The organism is Kitasatospora sp. HPM-01-4, from assembly GCF_051374625.1.
Taxonomy (GTDB): domain Bacteria; phylum Actinomycetota; class Actinomycetes; order Streptomycetales; family Streptomycetaceae; genus Kitasatospora.
This window is the reverse complement of sequence record NZ_JBPQGP010000005.1, coordinates 768425-789000: the sequence shown is the minus strand read 5'-3', so window position 1 is coordinate 789000 and position 20576 is coordinate 768425. Positions and strand designations below refer to the sequence as shown.

Below are 20576 nucleotides of genomic sequence, written 5' to 3'. Positions count from 1 at the left end.
CCGGCCGTCACGGGAACGGGTGCGGGACCAGGCGCAGTTCGTCCTCGGTCAGGTCCCTCGCGCGCAGACCGCCCCGCCGCAGCGCGGTGCGCAGCCGGGGCATCCGCAGGGCGCGCTGGCGCGGCCAGCCGAAGTCGATCGGCAGCAGGCCGGGCACCAGCGTGCAGACCGTGCGCAGGCCCAGGCGCCGCTGCTCGGGCGAGGTCTGGTCGACGACGATCACGTCGAACCCGGCCCGGACCAACTCGTCGCGGCAGAACAGCAGATCGTCGAGCAGGTCGAGGGTGCGCGGGCGCCGCTCGGTCCAGTCGGCGTAGAGCTCGGCGGCGGGCCGGGCGGGTGCGGTCGGCTCCAGGTAGCTGCGGGCGTGGCGGGCCATCCGCGGCAGGCCGAACAGTGCCGCGTGGTCGGGCAGTCGGCGCACCAGGTCGAAGTCCTCGGCCATCGCGGCCAGTTCGGCCGGCCGCTCGCGTACCTGGCCGGGCAGGTGCGGGATGTAGGTGAGGATCTCGGCGACGGCCGACTCGACGGTGTCCTCCGGCTCGAAGCCCGCGGCCGCCGCGAAGGCCAGCGTGCCGGGGCCGCCGTCGCGGCGCACCGCGAGCGCGGTCACCACCGGGACGGCCAGGTCCACCCGGTTGTCGAAGGCATGGACGTCGTAGCCCTGCAGGGCGGCCCGGTCCAGCATGGCCCGCAGAGCGGGGCCCGCGCTGGAGGCCAGGTCGATCTCGGGCAGCGCCGCGTTGCCGTACCAGCCGAGCAGGAAGGCGTCCCGCTCGATCAGTTCGAGCAGGCCGAAGAGGACCGCCTCCTCCAGACAGCTGCCGATGGCGCAGCCGTTGGAGCACTCGAAGACGAAGTTGTCGGCCGTCACCCCCGCGCTGTAGTAGCAGAGCCGGGCGGGGACCAGGATGGGACGCTCGTCCCGCAGCGAGTAGCCCCGGACCCACGGGATCGGCCGGTCGGGGTCGAAGGGGCCGAGCATCGGGTCCTCGCGGTAGGTCCGCGGTGCGTACAGTCCGCACTCGCGCGGGTCGAGCGCGGCGCCGGCCAGGTTGGTGTAGGAGTCGGTCAGCATCGGTGCGCCGCTGCGGCGGTGGGTGCCGGCGTAACGCTCCAGGCCCTCCAGGAAGGCCAGCGCACGGCTGGCGCGGAAGGAGTTGGCCTGGCCGCTCCAGGTGACGTCGGTGAGCCCGGCGTAGCCGCGCATGAAGACACTGCCGGCCACGGGCGCGGTGGTCGGCGAGACGACGTCGGACCAGGTGCCCGCGCCGAGCACCCCGCAGACCGGGTTGGCCAGCGCGGCTTCGGGCAGCGGATAGGAGGACGCCGGGCGCAGCCGGCGGGTGTCCGGGGCCGGCTTGGGCCGGGGGACGAGCGGCAGCACCGGCTCCTCCCCGGGCCCGTCGCCGCGCGCGGCCGCGCAGGACGGGCAGAGCGGTTCGGCGAGCAGCGGTACGGTCTGCACCCGGAGCGTCTCCAGATCGAGCCGGGAGACCTGGGGAAGTGCGGTATTTCGGGCACTCGCCTCCGAAGCGGCCAGCCGGTGCAGTGCCCAGACCGCGTCGACGGCGTAGTCCGGCAGCGGCGGCAGCTCGGGGCCGACCAGGGTGGTCGCCAGGCCGGTCTCCAGGGCCTCGCGTTCGGTGCGGCTGCGCAGGCGCTGCCAGCGCATGGCCAGACAGGTGCCACAGGCCTGCGGGGCGTCGGGGCCGCCGCCCCAGGGACCGACCAGGACCGCCTGCGCGGTGAGGTGGACGGTGGCCCCGGCGCGGTGCCGGGCCCTGTCGGCCGGCTCGGGACGCAGCAGATCCCTGCCGCCGAGGACGGCTACCAGGGGTGGGGGCTCCGCACAGGCCGCGGCACGCTCGGCGAGGCGGCGCTCCAGCCGCTCCCCGGCCGCCCCGAAGGAGGCTTCGGCGGTGGTGGGAGTGGTCATGACCGGTTGCTCCAGCGGAAGGTCTTGGTGGCCAGCAGGGCGAAGAGCAGGGTGAAGCCGGCCAGTGCGGCGCAGTCCAGGGCGGGGAGGCCGATCCCGCCGCGCCCGCCGATGGCGTCGGTGACCCCTTCGTCGAAGTAGCGCAGCGGCAGCGCGCGGGAGAGGCTCTTCAGCCAACCGGGCATCAGGTCGATCGGGTAGAACGCGCCGGAGAGGAAGGCCATCGGGACCATCACGCAGTTGGCGATCGCGGCCACCGCCTCGGGCGTGTTGGCCAGGGTGCCGACCACCAGGCCGAGCGCGGCGAAGGCGGTGATGCCGAACACCAGCACCGGCAGCGCGAGCGGCCAGGAGCCCGAGAGGTGCAGGCCGAAGGCGGCCAGGGCGACGGCGGTGAAGAGCAGCGCCTGGATCAGACCGGTGCCCAGGGCCACCGCGTAGCGGGCGCCGAGGACGGTGGGCAGCGGGGTGGGGGTGCGCCAGATGAGCCGCAGCAGGTCGTCGCGGCGCCAGTGCATCAGGGTGAAGGCGACCCCGAACAGCGCCGCGTTGCCGATGCCCCAGGAGAGTACGCCGGGGGCGATGTAGTTGATGTACGACAGACCGCCGTTGACGGACTGGCCCTGGAAGATCAGCCCGAAGACCACCAGGAAGACCAGGGGGAAGGCGAAGGTGAAGATCACCGAGGTGCGGTCGCGGACGTAGGCGAGGTAGCTGGCCCTGGTCATGGCGGTGTAGGCGGTCACGAGTGGTGCTCCGTTCCGGTCAGTTCCAGGTAGGCGTCCTCAAGGGTCGCGGTGCGGGTCTGGATCTCCTCCAGGTCGACCAGACCGCCGAGCGCGACCAGCACCTGGTTGACGGTCCTGGTGGAGATCACCACCTCACCCGCCTCGACGGTCACCTGGTCGACACCGGCCAGGCGCCGCGCGTCCTCGACCGTGATCCGGTGGGCCGGGACCAGCAGCCGGGTGGGGGCGGCCAGCGACCTGACCAGGTTGTGGGGGCTGTCCACCGCGAGCACGGAGCCCCGGGCGATGATCGCCACCCGGTCGCACAGCGCCTCGGCCTCGTCCAGGTGGTGGGTGGTGTAGACGATGGTCCGGCCGTCCCCCTTCAGGGCCCGGAGCACCTCCCAGAGCGAGCGCCGGGCGGCCGGGTCGAGGGCGGCGGTCGGCTCGTCCAGGAAGATCAGCTCCGGCTCGTGGATGAGCGCGGTGGCCAGAGCCAGACGCTGGCGCTGGCCGCCGGAGAGGTTGTCCACCCGGCTGTCGGCCTGCTCCCCGAGGTCCACCAGATCGAGGGCGCGCCGCGCGGCGGCCGCCTCCAGGCGGTAGAGCGCGGCGACCGTCCGGAGGTGTTCGAGGGCGGTCAGCCGGGTGAAGAAGGCCGAGCTCTGGGTCTGGATGCCGAGGCGCCGCAGCAGGGCGGTGTTCCTGGGCCAGGGGCTCTCGCCCAGCACGCTGACGCTGCCGGCGTCCGGTGTCCGCAGACCCTCCACGATCTCGACCAGTGTGGTCTTGCCCGCGCCGTTGGGGCCGAGGATGCCGAAGAACTCGCCTCGCTCCACCGTCAGCGACACTCCGTCGAGCGCCTGGACCTTCCCGTACCGCTTGCGCACGCCGTCCAGCGCCACAGCGGCGTTCGACCGGCTGTCACCTGTACTCATCGGTGTTCTCTCTCCGTTGCTGACATCAGTTCACCCGCCGCTTGCGGTATGCCCGCAGTGCCCGGCCCGCCATCCACAGCACCAGCGCCGCCGCGGCGGCCAGTGCGGGCGCGTACCCGGCGACCGGGCCGAACCGGGCCGGCAGCAGCCGGGCGCCCAGCGGGCCGAGGGCGGCGAGCACCGCGGCGGCCAGGAGCGCGCAGCCGAGCGCGTAGCCGCCGTAGACCAGACGCAGCCGCACCGGGTAGACGCGCAGCGCGGTGGCGTCGCGGCGCAGCGCCGCGACGGCCAGCAGTGCGGTGAACCGGCGGCTCTCGGTGGCCAGTTGGAGGCAGTCCAGGGCGTACCCCAGCGCCTTGTAGCCGTCCAGCGGGGGCAGCGGGAGGAGGTTGGCGAGCGCGAGCGCGGTGCCCAGCAGCAGCAGGCCGCCCAGAAAGGGCCTGGCCTGGGCGTGTGCGGGCAGCAGCGCCCAGACGGGGTAGAACGGCAGCAGGAAGACCAGGTTCATCAGGGCCCCGGCCATGGCGGTGGCGATCTGCTCGCGCCGGCGGGCGAAGAACCGCACGTCCTCCACCTCGCAGTACAGGTAGGTCACCGGCAGCCGCCAGCGCAGGCCGATCTCGCCGACCCGCCCGCCGAACGCCCGCCCGACCAGCCCGTGCGCGAGCTCGTGCAGTGCGAGGCTCGCCCACAGCAGGGTGCCGACCGCCAGCAGGGCGACGGGCTGGCGGGTGAGTCGGGCGGTCTCGTCGGTGAGGGTGCCGAGGTGGCCGGCGACACCGGCCAGCAGCGCCGCCACCAGCGCCGACAGCGGTACCAGGAACAGGCGCCGGCGGGCGAGTCCGCTCGCCCGGTGCAGCCGGTCCAGCACGGCGGGCGCGTCGGCCACCAGCCGGACCCGGCCGGCCAGCACGGTCGAGGGGGCGGGCTCGGGCGGCGCCTGGGGCACAGGCGGCGGGGCGCCGTCGAGCAGTCCCCGGGCGTGCAGCAGGCCCAGCAGCTGCTGCCACTGCGGTTCGCCGAGCCGGGCCCTGAACCGCAGGGCGTACTCCTCGCCGATCTCCGCCAGCGACCGGGTGCCGTCCAGCCGGGCGATGATGAAGTGCTCCTTCGCCCCGATCTCCATCCGGCGGTCACCGGCAGGGTCCCGCAGCAGGTGGACCTCGGCGGCGCCGCGCCGCAGCGGCCGTCCGAACCGCAGCCCGGAGCGGACCTTGGGACGCAGGGCCAGGAGTTGACGCTCGCTCACGGCGCCGCCGAGGGTGCCGGCTCGCGCAGCGCGCGGCCCAGGACGTAGGAGAGGAACGCCTCGTCGCGCACCGTGACCGAGAGCCGGTTGTTGGTCATGTGCGCGTACGGGAAGAGCAGCATCGGCAGGGCCTGCGCCGGGTCGGTGACGGTCAGGTCGCGGTTGCCGTCCCAGGAGCGGAAGACCAGCTCGCCGCGGCGGGCCAGGTCGCCGGCCCGCTCGCGCAGCTCCAGGCAGTGCTCGGCCCAGCCGCGCAGCAGGCTCGGCAGCCGCTGTGGTTCCTGGTCCGCGACCGCCGAGCGGATCGCCCCGAACCGTTCCGGCAGGGTGTCGCCCATGCTTCGGTAGGCACGGTCGTAGCCCTGCCGGGCGGTGTAGTTGGTGCCCTCGAACGCCCCGTCCCAGAAGGCGTGGTAGCGGTCGAGGAAGGCCAACAGGTCCTCCTGCTCCGGCAGGAAGCAGGCGGACATGGTCATCATCAGCTGGGCGGCGAGGCCGAGCACCACCGTGCGCAGATGCAGGTTCATCGTCCGGGTGGCCTCGATGACCAGATCGCTGGAGCGCTGGAAGTGCCACTCGGCGAGGGCGACGCCGGCCGGGCCGCCGTACTTGCCCAGCTCGGGCTCGTACACCTCCAGACTGAAGGTGTTGTTCTCGCGCAGCCGCATCCGGCCGTCCGGGCCGAGCAGGCGCTCGCGGTCCTCCTCGCGGTACTCCAGCTCGAAGAGGGTGTTGTAGAGCTCGGCGAAGAAGCTGTCCTTCACCTCGTAGAGGGCGGGGCGACGGCGCAGGAACTCCGCGACGGCCGCCTCCGCGCGCATCCGCACCTGCTCGGACGCCTGCGGTGTGGCGGGCCGCAGCCGCAGGCGCAGATGCGGGCCCTCCAGCCAGTAGTTGATGAAGAAGTACCCGGCGAGCAGGCCCTGTTCCGTCAGCTCCGCGACCAGTGGCCGGACGCACTGGAGCAGCAGCGGGCGCGGGCTGGCGGCGTAGAAGACGTGCAGCGCCAGCCAGTCTCCGGGGACGGCCTCGGGCGCACTCTGGTCCATCCGCTGGTCAGTCAAGGTTCGGCTCTCCCTGCCTCGGCTCGGGCGCGGTGGCCTCCGCGCGGGGCATGATCTCCAGGGCCAGTTCGGCGACGTGGTGCCCGTGGTCGGAGCGCACGTGCAGGGCCTCCTCGTCCGGCAGCATCTCCTCCAGCACGAGCCGCGCGGGCCCGCCGGCCAGCAGCCCCTCCAGCGCGGTGAGCGAGAGCGGGCTGGCGAAGTCGACGTACTGCGGTTTGCCGGCTCCGAGCGGGGTGGCGGCTCCGAGCGGGGTGGCGGCTCCGAGCGGGGCGCCGGCTCCCTGGGCCTCGGGGTGCACCCGGGCGAAGACCCGGATCGGCAGAGCGTGCCGGCGGCGCCAGCGCTGCCACTCCAGGAACCGCTCGGACTCGGGTATACCGGGCGGGAGTCGGGGCAGCACCGAGGGGGCGGCGGTCCAGCTGCGCCGGTGCAGGACGAGGCTGCCGTACCGGACCCTCGGACGGCGCGAGACGCCGTCGGCCGCGGGGGAGGCGGGCACCCCGCGCCACAGCTGGGGGCTCACCCGCGAGGTCGGGGAGAAGAGCAGCAGGCTGCGCGGGATCTCGGGCAGCACCATCGGGACCAGGTAGCCGAGGTAGACCGGGATCACCTCGGCGTCCAGCCGGCGCGAGCGCAGGACCAGCCGGTCGGCGGCCGGATCGTGCTCGACGTACAGGTCGTCGAGGTGGATCCGGGCGGTGGCGGGCGCGGTGCTGGTCTCACCGGGGCAGACGAGCTCGTGGTCGGTCAGACGGGCGTGCAGGTTGAGGTTGGTGGTCGCCGAGCCCGCGGTGACCTCGGCGAGGACCGCGCCCTTCGGCTGGATCTCCCGCAGCGTCGCGCGCAGCTCGGCGGGCAGACCGCCGCCCTCGGCATCTTCGAAGCAGTGGGTGAAGCGGGTGAAGGGGAAGCAGAGGCCGCCGTAGGAGTGGTTGAGCACCACCAGTGGATCGCCGGTGCGGTGGGCCAGCTGCAGGAAGTGGCTGTGCGGCGCGAAGGTGTCGCCCAGTGGGGCGAGTTCGGCCGCGACGGCGGCGAGGTCGGCCTCGCCGAGCGTCAGCTCCTCGGCATCCTCGGGCAGCCGCTCCCACAACCCGCGCATCCGCCTGGCCAGTTCGGCGCGGGCGCGGTCGAGGGCGGTGAGTTCCGGCAGGCCGAGCCAGTTCTCCTCCGGCGGGTAGCCGCCGTGTTCGGTCTCGGCCGGCTTGGCCGAGGTGAACTGCAGGTACTGGTTGAAGATGTCCTCGTGGAAGTCGTGCACCAGCTGGAGCAGGTCCTCGCAGCGCCCGCCCCGGCCGTGGCGGGCGAGGAAGAACCCCTTCAGGGTGAGCCGTTGGGCCAGTGCGAGGTCGAAGACCGGCAGGATCCGGGTGAGCGCCGCCAGCGGCCGGGCCGCCAGCTCCGCCCAGAGCCGTGCGTCGGCGGTCAGCTCCCCCGCGGAGACGTCCTCGTAGAGCAGGGTCTGCGGGAGGGCCGCGTGCTGATCTCCCAGGTCGCGCTGGACGGCGAGGAGACCGCCGCGGATCTCGGCCAGCAGTGCCCGGCGGGTCGGTACGTCGCCCGCCGGATAGCTCTCGATCGCGGCGAGCGGTGCGGCGAGCCGGTCGGCGACCGCCTCGGCCCACGGGCGGTCGAGCGAGCGCAGGGCCAGCTGGAAGGAGCGCAGCGGATCGACGGTGTGCACGTCGGTGGCGAGCAGGGGCAGCTGCAGGATGCCGATCTCCAGCAGGGCGGAGAGGTAGCGCTCGGCGTCCTCGGGGCCGGAATCGGCGCCGAGCTCGGCCGCGAGCTCGCCGTGGCGGATCAGCGGCCGCTGCCGGAAGAGGTCCAGCAGGCGCTCCAGTACTCCGCTCAGGCGCAGGAAGAACAGCCGGTCCCGGGCCGCGTCGAAGCTCACCGGGGCGCTGTCGTCGCCCGCGGTCACCGAGCGCCGCACATAGCGGACCCGGTCCTCGGTCAGCTCCCAGCCGGAGGCGAGGGCGAGCGGCAGATCACGCCTGCGCTCCGGGTCGGCGGCGATCAGCTCGGCCAGCCGGGCGAGCACCACGACGTTCAGCCTCGGGTGGCTGCCCCGCTCGGCACCCAGGCGCAGCTCCGCCCGGCCCTCCCCGGTGCGGAAGGCCCCGGCCGCGACCGGGGTGAAGGTGCTGAACGGGCTGGTCTTGCAGGCCGTCCGGTACAGGTACGACAGCAGCGACCGCTCCATCTTGCGGGTCCGCTTGTCCGGGGCCGCGCCCGGCGTACCGAGCCCGCTTAGGCGCCCCTCCAGGGAGGGTGAGGCGAGCAGCAGGCCGAGCCGCAGCTCGTCCAGGCCGGCGAGGCGGCGCAACTCGGCCCGGGTGCGCCCGAGTTCCCGCTCGAAGGTGGCGGCCCCGGTGTCCCCGAGCTGTGCGAGGCGCTGTCGGGCGGGCAGCCACTGTGCGAGCAACTCACCGGCAGCGGCGTCCAGTTGGCGAACCAGGGCGAGGGCGTCGGCCGGCCCGTCGGGCAGCCGGTTGTTGAACACCCGGCGGCGCAGGTCGAGCAGCCGGCGCCGGCGGGCGGCGTCGGGGGCGGCCTTGACGAGGGCCGAGAGCGGTTCGCTGAGCCGGGCGCCCAGTTCGGCGAGGCGTTCCTCCTCGGCCAGCAGTTCCTCGGCCCAGTCGAAGGCCTCGGCCGAGCGCAGGCCGTGTACGGCCTCGACGGGCAGCCCGGCGACGCGCAGCATGAAGCGCGGTCCGAGACCAGGGTGCGATCCGCTCCGTGTACCGGGCGGCGCCGTGTGCTCGGCGCCCGGCGCACCGGGCTCTCGGGTCACGGGGGATTCCGTGGTGGTCAACGTTCCTCCGCCCGGTCAGGCGATCGTGTGGTCGAAGTCGGCCGGGCTGCGGTGCTCCTGTCCGACCATCATGATCAGCAGCGGCAGCTCACCGTCCGTGAGGCCGAGCCGCTCGGTGTAGGAGACGGCGTCGAAACCGAGCGCCACCCCGCAGGCCAGCCCGGCCGCCGGGGCCGCCGTGTAGAGGGCCTGCGCACTGGCGCCGACGGCGGCGTTCACCAGCCGCAGGCCCCGGTCGCCGACGGCGTCCAGCACGGCCGGGGTGGGCGCGGTGACCGCGATCACCGCGCCGGCCTGCTCCAGGTTGTAGTTGGTCAGGAAGTAGTTCCGCTGCAGGAACCAGCCCTGCGGACCGGGCCGCACCGGCCGCAGCGAGCCGTCGGACGGCTCGTACGCGTAGGCTCCGGCGGGCACGCCGGCGACGTGGTTGACGAACACGTGGAGCCGGGTCAGCGAGGCCTCGCCGGGGCCTTCCGCACAGCCCGCCAGACGGCCCGCCGAGGCGGCAGCGGCGAGTGCGGTCGACAACTGCGCGGCGGTCATCGGCGGCTGCGCGGTGAACCGACCGAAGCTGCTGCGTCTGGCCCGCAGCGCGTCCCGCACACTCAGGGTCAGCGGCTGCGGAGCGGGCAGCGGGACCGGTGCGCCGGCCGCCTGGTCCGGCGGCTCGGCCGACGCCTCGGCCCAGGCGGCCTCCAGCGCCGCGTCCAGGGCCCCGGCCGCCGGGCGGTCGGCGGCGCCGTCCAGGGTCGCCTCGTGGATGCGCCGGACGGTCTCGAAGGCGATGACCGTCCGAGAGCGCTCCCGGTCGGCCGCCCGGACCCGCGCCTCGGTGGGCCCGGCCGGGAGCCGACCGTCCCGCGGCCGTGCCCAGCGCAGCGGGACGACGGCGAACACGCCCTCCTGCTCCGGCCCCAGGCCGAGCAGCCGGCCGAGCCGCTCCTCGTCGAACCAGAGCGCGGCGCCGAGGTGCAGGCCCTGCGCACCGGCCCAGATCCGCCAGGTCTCCAGCAGCGCACCGATGTCCATGGTGACCACGTGGTAGGCGAAGCTGTTGTACTTGAAGGTGTTCTGCCAGAACTTGACCGTGAGCACCAGGAACTGGTCGCAGTCGGCGGCGAAGCCGCCCAGCGCCGCCCGCACGTCGGCCGTCACGTCGCCCGTCAGCAGCCGCCGCATCGAGTGGTGCGGCGTGGCGTAGTGGTAGACGCCGGGGGTGAGCGGGCCGCCCGCCCCGCAGACCCAGTGGATGCCGATCGGGTACAGGCCGCCGCCCGAGGCGGTGCCGCGCGAGAAGTTGGCGTGCGGGTACAGGGGCAGCGTGCCGAGGTCCGAGTTGGCCTGCACGGCGAGCCGGCGGCCGGTCAGCCCGTAGGAGTCCCTGAGCATCCCGCCGAGCAGCGGCAGGGTGAACCCGCCCTCACCGCGCGGTCCGAACAGGCCGCGGCGGACGGCGGCCGCCGGGTCGGGCGGACAGTCCGGCAGCGGGAAGTGCGGTGCTGCGGGGAAGTACCTGTCCTTCCTGGGGCGGTCGGCCCAGTTGGGCACGAAGTCGGCGGGCTCCATCGGGACCCGGCCCCGCCACAGCACCGCGGACGCGTACTCGCGGGCGTAGCCCATGATCGTTCCTCTCTCGTGTGCCCGGCACGTCCCGTCTGTCGGTCACGTCTCGTGCTCGGGCCGGGCGGGGCTCAGGGGAAGGGGTGCGGGGCGGGGTTGAGCTCCTCCGCCCGAAGGTCGTGCTCGCGCAGCCCGGCCACGCGCGGCGCGGTCCGCAGCCGGGGCATGGTGAGCGCCCGCTGGCGGCGCCAGCCGAAGTCGATCGGCAGCAGACCGGGGACGAGCACCGCGACCGTGTGCAGACCCGAAGCGCGCTGCTCGGGCATGGTCTGGTCGACCACCACGACGTCGAAACCGGCCGCCGCCACCGCCTCCACACAGCGCCTCAGGTCCTCCCGGAGGTCGTCGGAGGGACCGAGCGATCCGGCGGCGAGGCTCGCCAGCGGGGCCGGCGCGCCGTGGTCGCCCGCTCGCCTCCGGGCCCTCGTACCCGGCGGCTCGGGGCGGGCGTCGTCGCGCAGCAGGAAGTCGGCGTACCGGGCCATCTCGGGCAGCCCGTACAGCAGCGGATGGTCGTGCAGCACCTGCACCCGGTCGAAGTCCTCGGCCATCGCCCGCAGTCGGCGCTCCTCGCGCGCGGTGCGGCGGCGCAGGTTGACCGCGTCGGTGGCGATCTCGCACAGGCCGGCCCAGAGTGCCGCCTCCGGGTCCAGGCTCGCGCCCGCCCCGAAGCAGAGCCGGCCGAGCCCGCCGTCGATCCGTTCCGCGACGGCGGTCACCACCGGGACCGGGAAGCCGATCCGGGTGTCGAAGAAGCGGGCCCGGTAGCCGTACATCTCCAACCGGTCCACCATCGCCCGGGTCTGCGGCCTGGTGCTGGTCCCGGCGTCCAGCTCGGGCAGGGCGAGCCGGCCGTACCAGGCGAGCAGGAAGGCGTCCCGCTCGATCGCCTCCATCAGCCCGAAGTAGACGGCCTCCTCCAGACAGCCGCCGGAGGCACAGCCGTTGGAGCTCTCCTGGACGAAGCGGTTCTCGATCCCGCCGGGGGCGTGGTAGTAGGCCAGTATCTCGGGGACCAGCAGGGGCCGTTGGTCACGCAGCGACCAGCCCCAGACCCAGGGGATCGGCCGGCCCGGCGAGAACGGCCGCACGCCCGGCTCGCGCCGGTGGAACTCCTCCGGGTAGAGGCCGCAGACCCGGGGGTCCAGCGCCCGGTCGCCGAGCTCGTCGAGGGCCGCGACCACCGTGGTCCGCTTGCCGCGCGCCCGCATCCCGGCGAACCGTTCCAGGCCCTCCAGCAGGCCGACCTCGGTGCTGGTCCGGTACGCGCCGGTGTGGCCGCCCCAGAAGCACTCCCGCAGGTAGTCGCCGGAGCGCATGGTGAAGCAGCCGACCGTCGACGAGGTCGAGGCGGAGACCAGATCGGGGACCACCGAGGGGCCGAGCATCCCGGCCACCGGGTTGACGAACGCCGCCAGCGGCAGCCGGTACTCCTCGATCGCGCGTAGCCGGAAGTCCTCGCGCGAGCGCTTCGGCCGGCTCGCCGGCTCGATCCGGGCGGCTTCGGCGCTGTCCTCGGTACGGCGGCCGCACCGCGGGCACTCCGCGTCCGGCAGCAGCGGAAAGCCGCTGACCCGCAGCGTCTCCAGGTCGAGCAGGTGGACGAGGGGAAGCCGCTCCCCGCCGGGGCCGGAACGGTCGCGGCGGGGGACCGTACCGGAGCGGTCGCCCGCCGGCCGCCGGCCGCGCTCCGCGCGGGCCGCCAGCAGTGCGGCGAGCGCGTCGGTGAGGAAGGGCACCGCCCACGGCGGGCTGCCCGCCGCGCTGGTGACGGAGCCCAGTTCGAGCGCGTCGCGCAGCGGTTCCGAGCGGACCGCCTGCCAGCCCCGGGCGAGACAGCGCGGACAGGGCGGTGCCGTGCCGTCAGCGGTGGGCGATCCGTCCTGAGCGGGCGAGCCGTCGGCGGCCGCGCCGTCCGGGCCGACGATCGCGTGGTGGCTGTAGAGGTGCACGGGCACCGCCCACCGCGCACCCCGGGTGCCCTCGTCCACCGAGAGCTCGTCGCGCGCGCCGAGCATCGCCAGTTCGACCGAAGGAATCTGACGTTCAGTCAACTCATCTGCCAGCGTGGCGAAGAACTCGCCCCACGGGCCGGTGTACGCCGTGCCCGCCCGGCCCGGCGGCCGTGACCCGGCCGCCGGTACCGGGGCGCGGCGCCCGGAGTCCAGCGGGCGGCTCAGGACGTCGTCAGGCATCCGAAGTCCCGTCCGTGAGCAGGACCTTGACCACCTCGATCTGACCGGCCCGCAGATCGGCCGGGCCGCACGGAGCCAGCAGGACGTCGCGCCCGTCGGCCCGGAGCCGTTCCAGCACCTGCGGCCAGTCGAGGTCGGCACCGGGCGCGGCCGGTGCGCCGTCGGCCGCGGCCGACAGCACGGCCGGATCCAGCTCGCCGATCAGCGGGTCGCCCGAGTCGACACGAGCGGCGCCGAGGCCCTGACCCGCGTCCGGAGCCCGACCGGCGTCCGGAGCCCGACCCGCGTCCGGACCGGTGCCGGCAGCCGGGTCGCGGTCGAGCTGCACCGCGCCGAGCAGGTCGCGGAGCGCCTCCAGTACGGCCTGCCGCAGGCTCAGGCCGCTGCCGAGCGTCCAGTGGAACCGGTCCGTAGCGGGGTCGGCAGCCCGGGCCAGCACCACCGGCAGCGGCCCTTCGGCGCCGTCGAGCCGCAGCAACTCCGGCTCCAGGCCGAGGTTTTCGGCCGAGCGGGCGAGGAAGACGAGCTCGACGTCCTGCTCGAACAGATCCAGCGGTACGGCGGCCGGTGCGGAGTGCCCGCGCAGCGCCCGGCGCAGCGCGTCGTACCCGAGCGCGGTGCGCAGCCCGCGCGCGGCCGCCTCGGCGGACGAACCGCCGGCGCCGGTACCGGCGGCCGTGGCCTCGAACGCCCGGTCCCGGTTGTGCGCGCCGAACGTGCGCAGTGCGGCGGTGGGCACCAGCACCCGCTCGCCGGTCAGCAGCGAGGTGGCCGGGCTCCAGTCCCGCACCGCGTCGACCGGCAGGCCGCTGGCGGTGCTCAGCGTTTCCGGGCGCACCCTGCGCAGGCCCGTGCCGTGGCCGGCCGGCGCGGGCGGGACCACGTGCTCGGCGTAGACCTCGGCCGCCCGGTACAGGGCGCGCAGCCGCGCCCCCGCCACATGGTGCACGTCGGCGGCCGATATCTCCCGCCGCAGGCCGGGGCCGAGGTCAAGGCTCACCGTGCCGAGCTTCAGCGGGGTCTGCTGCCAGGCGTCGTCGGAGTAGCCGGCGAACACCCCGGCGTACGGGCCGACCAGGACCGCGCGGGCGTCCAGCTCGGCCAGGGCCGCCTTGGCCGCCTCCTCCTCGGCCGCGCCATCGGCCGGCAGCCGGCCGCCGGTCTCTGCCGCCGCGAGGTCGGCCGCGGTGAGCTCGACGGTGGCGGCGGCCTCCCGCTCCGCGGCATCGGCCGGCAGCGCGGCACAGCGCGGGCAGCGCGGGTGGGGCAGCAGCGGCTCGTTGACGACGTCCAGCGAGTCCAGGTCCTGCACGAGCAGCCGGCCGTCGGTCTCGGCCCGCAGCGCACCGGTGGTGAGCCGGAAGACCTCGTAGCCGAGCAGGTTGCCGAGCATCGCGGCGAGCGGCCCGCCGGGCTCCCGCCCGCCCGGGGTCAGCGGCGCGAGCGGCGCGAGGCCGCTCCACAGGGCGGCCGCGTCGCCCGGGAGGGCGCTCGCACCGAGCCGCAGCGCCGCACACACCCAGCAACCGGTGCGGTCACGGGACATCAGCGGGCCGATCACCGCACTGCCGCCGACCGTCCAGGCCGGCAGCAGCCGGCGGCCCGCCGGGATCCCCGCCTCCAGCAGGCTGACGGTCCGCCGCGAGCCGTCCGGGCCGGTCACCAGCACCACGTCGAACCCGTCGAGCTCCGCCCAGTCCGGTCCGGGCCGGGCGGCACCACCGTGCACGGGGCCGGCCGCCAGGGTGGTGACCGTCACCGGGCAGCCGGCCTTGGCGAGCGCGGCCGCCTCGGCCTCGACCTCGGCGAAGCCGGCCCGCTCGGCCAGGCGCGGCAGCACACCGATCGTGGCGCAGCCGTTGCGCACCAGGCTGAGCACGCTCCACCGTGCGAGTTCGTCGTCGCCGAGGACGGCGACCCGGATCTCCCGGAAGCGGCGGAAGCGTTTCTCGGCCTCGCCCACGTAGTGGTCGATGTACTCGATCTGCGGACCGAACCGGGCGGTGACCTCGGGCGCGAGTACCGAAGGGCCCTCGGGCGCGGGCCCGGCGTCGCGGGCCAGGCCCCGGCCGTAGAGGGCGCGGACCAGCTCGACGACCATCGTGCGGTGCTGCTCGCCGAACCCCTGGCAGATCTCCGCGACGCTGTGCCGCCCGTTGAGGTGCGGCACGATCAGCGAGGCGAAGCGGTAGGCGTTCTTGGTCGTGAGACTGAAGCCGCCGTGGGCGTTGTGGAAGAGCACCCCACTGGGCGTCTGGGTGTACAGCACGTCACGGCGGATCCGTGGACGGCTGTCGGCGATCTCCTCGTACGGGGCCATGTCCCTCACACCTCGGTGGTACGCAACGGGGCGGCTGACTGCCGCGGGGATGGGAGCGGGTCGGTGCGGGCGGCGGGCTGCGCCGGGCTCGGCCCTCCCGGGGCGCGGGCCCAACTGCCCGCCGCCGCACGGGTGAAGGAGCGGAGCAGCTCGTGTATGCGGTAGTGGCCGCACGGGCCCTCCTCCAGCAGCCCGGCCTGCACCAGGCCCGCGAGCACGACCTCCCCGGTGGCGGGTCCGGTCATCGGGTCCGCCACCGCGGCCGGGATGGGATCCGGTTCGAAGCCGGTGGCGGAGGCGAGTTCGCCGTGCGCTGCGGCGCGGGCCGGTACGACGGTCGCCGCGGCGGCCGGTGGCCGGACCGGCGACGAGGCGGCGGCCGGTGTCAGCGGTCCGCCGCGCAGGACCGCGAGTTGGAGGCGCTGCAGGGCCGGCCCCGGCTCGACCCCGAGTTCGTCGTGCAGATGGTCACGGACCCTGCGGTACTCGGCGAGGGCCTCGGCGCGCCGGCCGGTCCGGTACAGCGCCTCGATGAGCTGCTCCCAAAACCGCTCGTGGACCGGGTGCGATCTGGCCAGCGACCAGAGTTCGGCCAGGACCTCGCGACAGTGCCCGAGGGCGAGTTCTATGTCATAGACGCGTTCGACGGTTCTCAGCCACTCCTCCGCCAGCCGCGGCACCTCCTCGCGGTGCAGGGCCTCGGAGTGCACGTTGCCGAGCACCGGCGGCTGCCACAGCGCCGACGCCGCGCGCAGCAAGGCGAGTTCGGCCACCGGGTCGGCGGTGCGGTCGGCCCGTGCCAGTAACTCGCGGAACTCCAGCAGGTCGAGGGTGAGCGCGTCGGCGGCCATCCGGTAACCGCCGGGCAGCGCCTCGATGGTGCTGCCGGAGATGCCGTACTTGGCGAAGAGCCGCCGCAGCCGCAGCACACAGGAGTGCAGGGCCGCCTTGGCCGTCGCCGGAATCTCCTCGCCCCAGATCACGCGCTGGAGCGACTCCACGGACACCACGGCGTTGGGGCGCACCAGCAGTGCGGCGAGCAGCGTGGCCGGCTTGGAGGGCTGGAGCACCGCCGTCTCCCGGCGGTCCGCGATGGCCAGCAGGCCGAGCACGGTGAACCTGGCGCCGCCGGTCTGTCCGGTCTGTGCTGCCACGCCCACGCTGCCCTCCCTATGGCCACTGTGCCGAGGTATGCCACCGGCACGCCCTGACGAAGGATGGGTACCGACCCGCACCGGCATCGCGAGGACGCGACATGCCTGCTCGGCGCACTTCTGTCGGCGCCTTCGGTTCTGCCCGGCCCAGAACGTACGGGCTGATGTTCGATCAAGTCAATGGGGCGGATCGGCATTTCGGTGAACAATGCACGACATGTCGACAGCTGTTCGCGGCGGTGGTAAACCCTTGCCCGGGTGTGGACCAGGACGGCACCATGGAACGGCAATGATCGTCCGTATGCCGACGCTCCGTTCTCGGGTGTCCGGCCCGTGACGGGCCGGTGACCTGGGCTGTCGGCCCCGCAGAGCCTCTTTCGGTCTGCGGTCCTCCTCGCCGGGCGATGGCGCCCGCCGGCGCCGACCCCGGCGACGGATACCGCTGCTGGGACCGAGCTGGGGCTGCGCCGTCGGTGATCCGTGGCCGGCTCTCGGGCGGCCCCGCTACTGGATCGGGCGGGAGACCTCGCGGGCGCCCGTGCCGCTGGCGCCGTCATCGACCCAGGCGGACTGGACGGCGTGGCCGGCCGCCGAGTCCGGGGCGACCTGTGCCCGGGCCGGACCGCTGCCGGCCAAGACCCCGTCGACCGGGGAAGCGGACGAAATCACCGCCAGGGAAGCGGCCTTGGCAGGGTGCGAAGATCTGGCACCGAAAAGCTTCGGCATGCTGTGGGGGTCCTCTCCGTGCAAGTGCGTGAGGGTGGGGGCAGCCGGGTCCGGCATTCCGCGGCCCGGCCGGTTGCACGGTTCAACGGACGGGCCCGAGTGGGTCCGCCCAGGGGATCGCCGCGTTCGGCGGCGACAGCCATGATGGCGGGCCGTCAAACTCAGCGCCAGACTTGTGCAATCATCTTACGAATTGCAGTCCTGGGGCGGCTGCCGAAGCAAGGCCGGTGGAGGAGTGGGGCCACCCGGCGGATACGGCATGGTGAAGCGCCGCGTCTGCTGAAGGCGGCGAGGCGGTCCGTCGAGGCGCCGCGTGTGGAGGCGGTCGCCGGACCGGACGGCAGGGAACCCGGTTCGATGCCAGGTGTGTCCGCCGCCGGCGGGCCTGGCCTGATCTGCCGCCACCGGCTCGGTCTCCCAGCAGCCCGTGACCGTCGTCGTTCCCGGATCAGTGGTTCAGGACGGGGGCAAGCAGGCGCAGGTCCTTGAGCTGCTGCTCCGGGGTCGCCGTGATGGGCTGTACGGCGACATGGTCGGCACCGGCCCGGTGGTGCTCCCGGACGCGCTCGCCCAGCGTCTCGGGGTCGCCCCAGGGGACGATCGCGTCGATGAGCGCGTCGCTGCCTCCGTTCTCGAAGTCCGAGTCGGAGAAGCCCAGTTCACGCAGGCTGTTGAGGTAGTTGGGCAGCCTCAGATAGAGCGCCGCGTACCTGCGGGCGGTGGCTCGCGCCCGCCCGGGGTCGGTGTCCACCACCACGGCCTGCTCGGGGGCGAGGAGGGGGCCGGGGCCCAGGGTCTCCCGGGCCATCCGGGTGTGCTCGGGCGTGACGAAGTAGGTGTGGGCCCCCTGGGCCCGGGTCGCGGCCAGCCTCAGCATCTTCGGGCGCAGCGCGGCGAGTACGCGTGGCACCGGCTCGGGCAGCGGTGCGGCGAACGACGTGGCGTCCAGGGCGTCGAGGTAGGCCAGCATGGCGGACACCGGCCTGCTGTAGTCGTGCCCGCGACCGCTCACCAGCGGCAGGTGGCTCACGCCGAGACCGAGCACGAAGCGGCTCTGCCACGCTTCGGCGAGTGTGTTGGCACCGTTGGCCGCCGCCGTCGCGTCCCGTCCGTAGATGTTGGCGATCCCGGTGGCGATCATCAGATGCCGGCTTGCGGACAGCAGGAGGGCCGCATGGGTCAGCGCCTCCCGGCTGGTGGAGGTCTCGCCGAACCACAGCGTCCGGTAGCCGAGATCCTCGATCTCGGCCACCGCACGCCGCTCCTCGTCCGCCGTCACCGCGGACGACGGGGGGATCCACACTCCCGTGCGGCCCAGGCGCTGCTTGAGCGCGGGCAGGTCCACGGGCAGGGACGCGGCGCGTTCGGCCATGGGTGCACTCCTCGCTGATCCTGTCTCGGGTACCCCGGCGCGGACTTCCCCGCCTCCGTCGAGCCCGGATGCGGTGCCCGGCCCTGGTCACCGTAGACGCGCTCGGGGCGGGCGGAGGCGGAGGCACGCCGCTCCACGGCCATCATCCGGTGGCGCTCCGTTCGCGCCGCCGGCGCCTGGCGGACACGGCGAGAGCGACCAGGCCAGGGCACCGGCTTCCGGGTGACCGTCACGCCCCGGCCGACCCGCGCCCGTGTTCCCCTCCGCAGTGCGGCATAACCGCCGTCAGCCATCCGGCCGTCGGGCACAATTGGAAAGTCATGGCGTCGCCACCGGAACAGCCGAAAGCGCGGAGCCGGGCCGAATGAATTCGGCATAATATCGCCTGTTGGCAAAATATCACATTCAAGGCCTCTCTCTTTCGAGTTTTCACTGACGGTGCGTCGGGTACATTCACGCGCGGGATTTTCCCGGATCGAAAGAAATTCACGAGAGGGTGAAGACCTTGTCCCAGCTGAAGAGAGCTGCTCTCGTCGGAGCACTGGCAACGGCCCTGGTGAGCGGGCCGGCCTCGCTGGCCCAGGCGGAAGGAAACGTGTATCAGATCTTCAACCTGGCCGTCGGCGGAAACCTTGACTCCGACGGGAGCGGGCCGAACGCCATCACCTTCCCCACCAACGAAGGCCCCTTCCAGCGGTGGAACATCGAACCCGCCGCCCAGGGATACCGGTTCAGGGATGACGCGAAGCAGGAATGCCTGCAGGCTCCGGCCGTGAACTGGCGGGTGGTCACCATGCAGCCTTGTGACTCGCAGAACCCGCTCCAGCAATGGGCGATTCTGTCGGCAGGGGAGGGGCAGTTCTACATCGCACGAGAGGCCGACCACGAGGACGTCGTCACGACCACCGGCCTGGGCAACGGCCTGCGGGTTCAGCCCAACGGCGACCTGCCCACCCAGCGCTGGGAAACGCTGCCCGCGTAGCCCGCTGCTCCGGCGTCCTCCCCGGCGTCGGCGGGGGAGGACGCCCTTCGGTGGAACGCCGGCGGGCAGCGGCGGACGGCCGTCGGCGGCCTGATCCGGTGTGCCGCACACCATCACTGACCCCACGAAGGGCAGGGCTGCCGGGACGGGCCGCCAATCGGCGGAGTGCGCCCGAAGGAGCCGAGCGGCGGAGATCAGAGCCGGCGAGGCGGACGGTGCGCGACGAGCGGGCCGTCGAGGCCGTTGCCCCGGCCGCCTCGGTGAGGATCGTCACAGCGGCGTGTCGCCGGTGGTTCGCGATGCACCGGGTCCGGGAGCGCGGTGCCGGTGCGGCCGTCGGAGGTGAACGGGCGGCCGGGTGGAGGGGCGGCGTGCCTGGTCGGCGGGGCGGGCCGGCGCCCGGCCGGGCGGCACGGAATCGGCTTCCCGGATCCCCCCGCGAACTTCCCGGAGGGACCGGCGCCCTGACGGTGGAACACCGGTACGCACGGCGGAGCGGAGTGCCGCCCGGTCGGACGGGAAGGTCCGGCCTCCTCGCTACTTCTCCGTACTCATGAGGTGACTCCACGCAGTACTCATCGGATGACTTCACGATCCGGCCTCGAACGGCGCTCCCGCCGTTCCGGGTTCCGATGCCGATCTTTGCCGGTACCTGGGGCGTTTTTGGGTGCGTCCAGGTGCATACTGGCTGGTCAAACATCGGATCAGTGGGAGGTACTGGCGTGGCTGTCACCGACGAGGCCATCGAGAAGATCAAAGCGATGATCCTCTCTGGTGCCCTCAAGCCCGGGGATCGGTTGCCCAAGGAACCCGATCTGGCGGCGGAGCTGGGGCTCTCGCGCAACTCGCTGCGCGAGGCGGTGAAAGCGCTGTCGCTGCTGAACGTGCTCGACGTACGGCAGGGCGACGGCACCTACGTGAGCAGCCTGGAGCCTCCCCTGCTGCTGGAGGCGCTCGCCTTCATCCTGGACCTGCACCGCGACGAGTCCGTGCTGGAGCTGTTCCAGGTACGCACCATCCTGGAGTCGGCCGCCGCCGCGCTCGCCGCCCAGCGGATGACCGACGAACAGCTCGCCGAGCTGCGGGAGACCCTCGACCGCCTCGGTGAGAACCCGACGGTGGAGGCCCTGGTCGCCAACGACCTGGAGTTCCACGGCCGGATCGCGGCGGCGGCGGGCAACAGCGTGCTGGCCTCGCTCATCGAATCCCTCTCCAACCGGACCGCCCGCGCCAGGGTCTGGCGCGGGCTGACCCAGGAGGACGCCGTCCGGCGGACCATCGCGGAGCACCGGGCGATCGTCGAGGCGATGGCCGCCCATGACGTGGAGGCCGCCCGTGCCCTGGCGACGGTGCACATCACCGGTGTCGCCGAGTGGCTCCGTCAGGCGCTCTGACGGGCGCTCTGCCGGACGGCTCCGCCTGGCACCCGCCGTACACCCGGCCGGTCGCGCTGACGGTCGTTCCGACG

Annotated in this window: 14 protein-coding genes; 2 read left to right on the top strand and 12 right to left on the bottom strand. The window is 73.8% G+C overall.

Translation table 11 applies throughout. The features are described 5' to 3' along the window. Positions 1–7: 7 nt before the first annotated feature. From ACSMTC_RS03285 to ACSMTC_RS03230, 12 genes are all read right to left on the bottom strand, one after another. A complete protein-coding gene (locus tag ACSMTC_RS03285) occupies positions 8–1939 on the bottom strand; it encodes a TOMM precursor leader peptide-binding protein (RefSeq protein WP_436558116.1) in 1932 nt (643 codons plus the stop codon). Continuing rightward, positions 1936–2685 (bottom strand): ABC transporter permease, encoded by a 750-nt coding sequence (locus ACSMTC_RS03280; protein WP_436558115.1) that lies wholly within the window; start codon positions 2683–2685, stop codon positions 1936–1938. Before ACSMTC_RS03280 ends, ACSMTC_RS03285 begins: the two co-directional genes overlap by 4 nt. Further along, entirely contained in the window at positions 2682–3605 is a 924-nt protein-coding gene (locus ACSMTC_RS03275; RefSeq protein ID WP_436558114.1) for an ABC transporter ATP-binding protein, read from the bottom strand. The genes ACSMTC_RS03280 and ACSMTC_RS03275 overlap by 4 nt, the downstream gene beginning before the upstream one ends. A gap of 25 nt (positions 3606–3630) precedes the next feature. Further along, positions 3631–4854, bottom strand: coding sequence for a zinc metalloprotease (locus ACSMTC_RS03270; protein ID WP_436558113.1), 1224 nt, complete (start codon positions 4852–4854; stop codon positions 3631–3633). Further along, positions 4851–5918, bottom strand: a complete 1068-nt coding sequence (locus ACSMTC_RS03265) for a lantibiotic dehydratase C-terminal domain-containing protein (RefSeq protein WP_436558112.1) — start codon at positions 5916–5918, stop codon at positions 4851–4853. The genes ACSMTC_RS03270 and ACSMTC_RS03265 overlap by 4 nt, the downstream gene beginning before the upstream one ends. Further along, positions 5911–8628, bottom strand: coding sequence for a lantibiotic dehydratase (locus tag ACSMTC_RS03260; RefSeq protein ID WP_436558111.1), 2718 nt, complete (start codon positions 8626–8628; stop codon positions 5911–5913). Before ACSMTC_RS03260 ends, ACSMTC_RS03265 begins: the two co-directional genes overlap by 8 nt. A gap of 126 nt (positions 8629–8754) precedes the next feature. Continuing rightward, complete coding sequence (locus tag ACSMTC_RS03255; protein ID WP_436558110.1) at positions 8755–10359, bottom strand: nitroreductase family protein; 1605 nt, start codon at positions 10357–10359, stop codon at positions 8755–8757. 71 nt (positions 10360–10430) lie between these two features. Next, on the bottom strand, positions 10431–12554 hold the full coding sequence (locus ACSMTC_RS03250) for a TOMM precursor leader peptide-binding protein (protein WP_436558109.1): 2124 nt from the start codon (positions 12552–12554) through the stop codon (positions 10431–10433). Then, positions 12547–14874, bottom strand: coding sequence for a TOMM precursor leader peptide-binding protein (locus tag ACSMTC_RS03245; protein WP_436558108.1), 2328 nt, complete (start codon positions 14872–14874; stop codon positions 12547–12549). Before ACSMTC_RS03245 ends, ACSMTC_RS03250 begins: the two co-directional genes overlap by 8 nt. Positions 14875–14879: 5 nt before the next feature. After that, entirely contained in the window at positions 14880–16028 is a 1149-nt protein-coding gene (locus ACSMTC_RS03240) for an AfsR/SARP family transcriptional regulator (RefSeq protein ID WP_436558107.1), read from the bottom strand. A gap of 504 nt (positions 16029–16532) precedes the next feature. Next, a complete protein-coding gene (locus ACSMTC_RS03235) occupies positions 16533–16754 on the bottom strand; it encodes a hypothetical protein (RefSeq protein ID WP_436558106.1) in 222 nt (73 codons plus the stop codon). Positions 16755–17202: 448 nt separating this feature from the next. Then, complete coding sequence (locus ACSMTC_RS03230; RefSeq protein ID WP_436558105.1) at positions 17203–18126, bottom strand: TIGR03620 family F420-dependent LLM class oxidoreductase; 924 nt, start codon at positions 18124–18126, stop codon at positions 17203–17205. A gap of 505 nt (positions 18127–18631) precedes the next feature. Here ACSMTC_RS03230 and ACSMTC_RS03225 point away from each other — a divergent pair. Continuing rightward, positions 18632–19108: a ricin-type beta-trefoil lectin domain protein gene (locus tag ACSMTC_RS03225; RefSeq protein WP_436558104.1), complete on the top strand. Its 477-nt coding sequence runs from the start codon at positions 18632–18634 to the stop codon at positions 19106–19108. A 722-nt stretch (positions 19109–19830) separates the two neighbouring features. Continuing rightward, entirely contained in the window at positions 19831–20502 is a 672-nt protein-coding gene (locus tag ACSMTC_RS03220) for a FadR/GntR family transcriptional regulator (RefSeq protein WP_436558103.1), read from the top strand. The last annotated feature ends 74 nt before the right edge of the window (positions 20503–20576 follow it).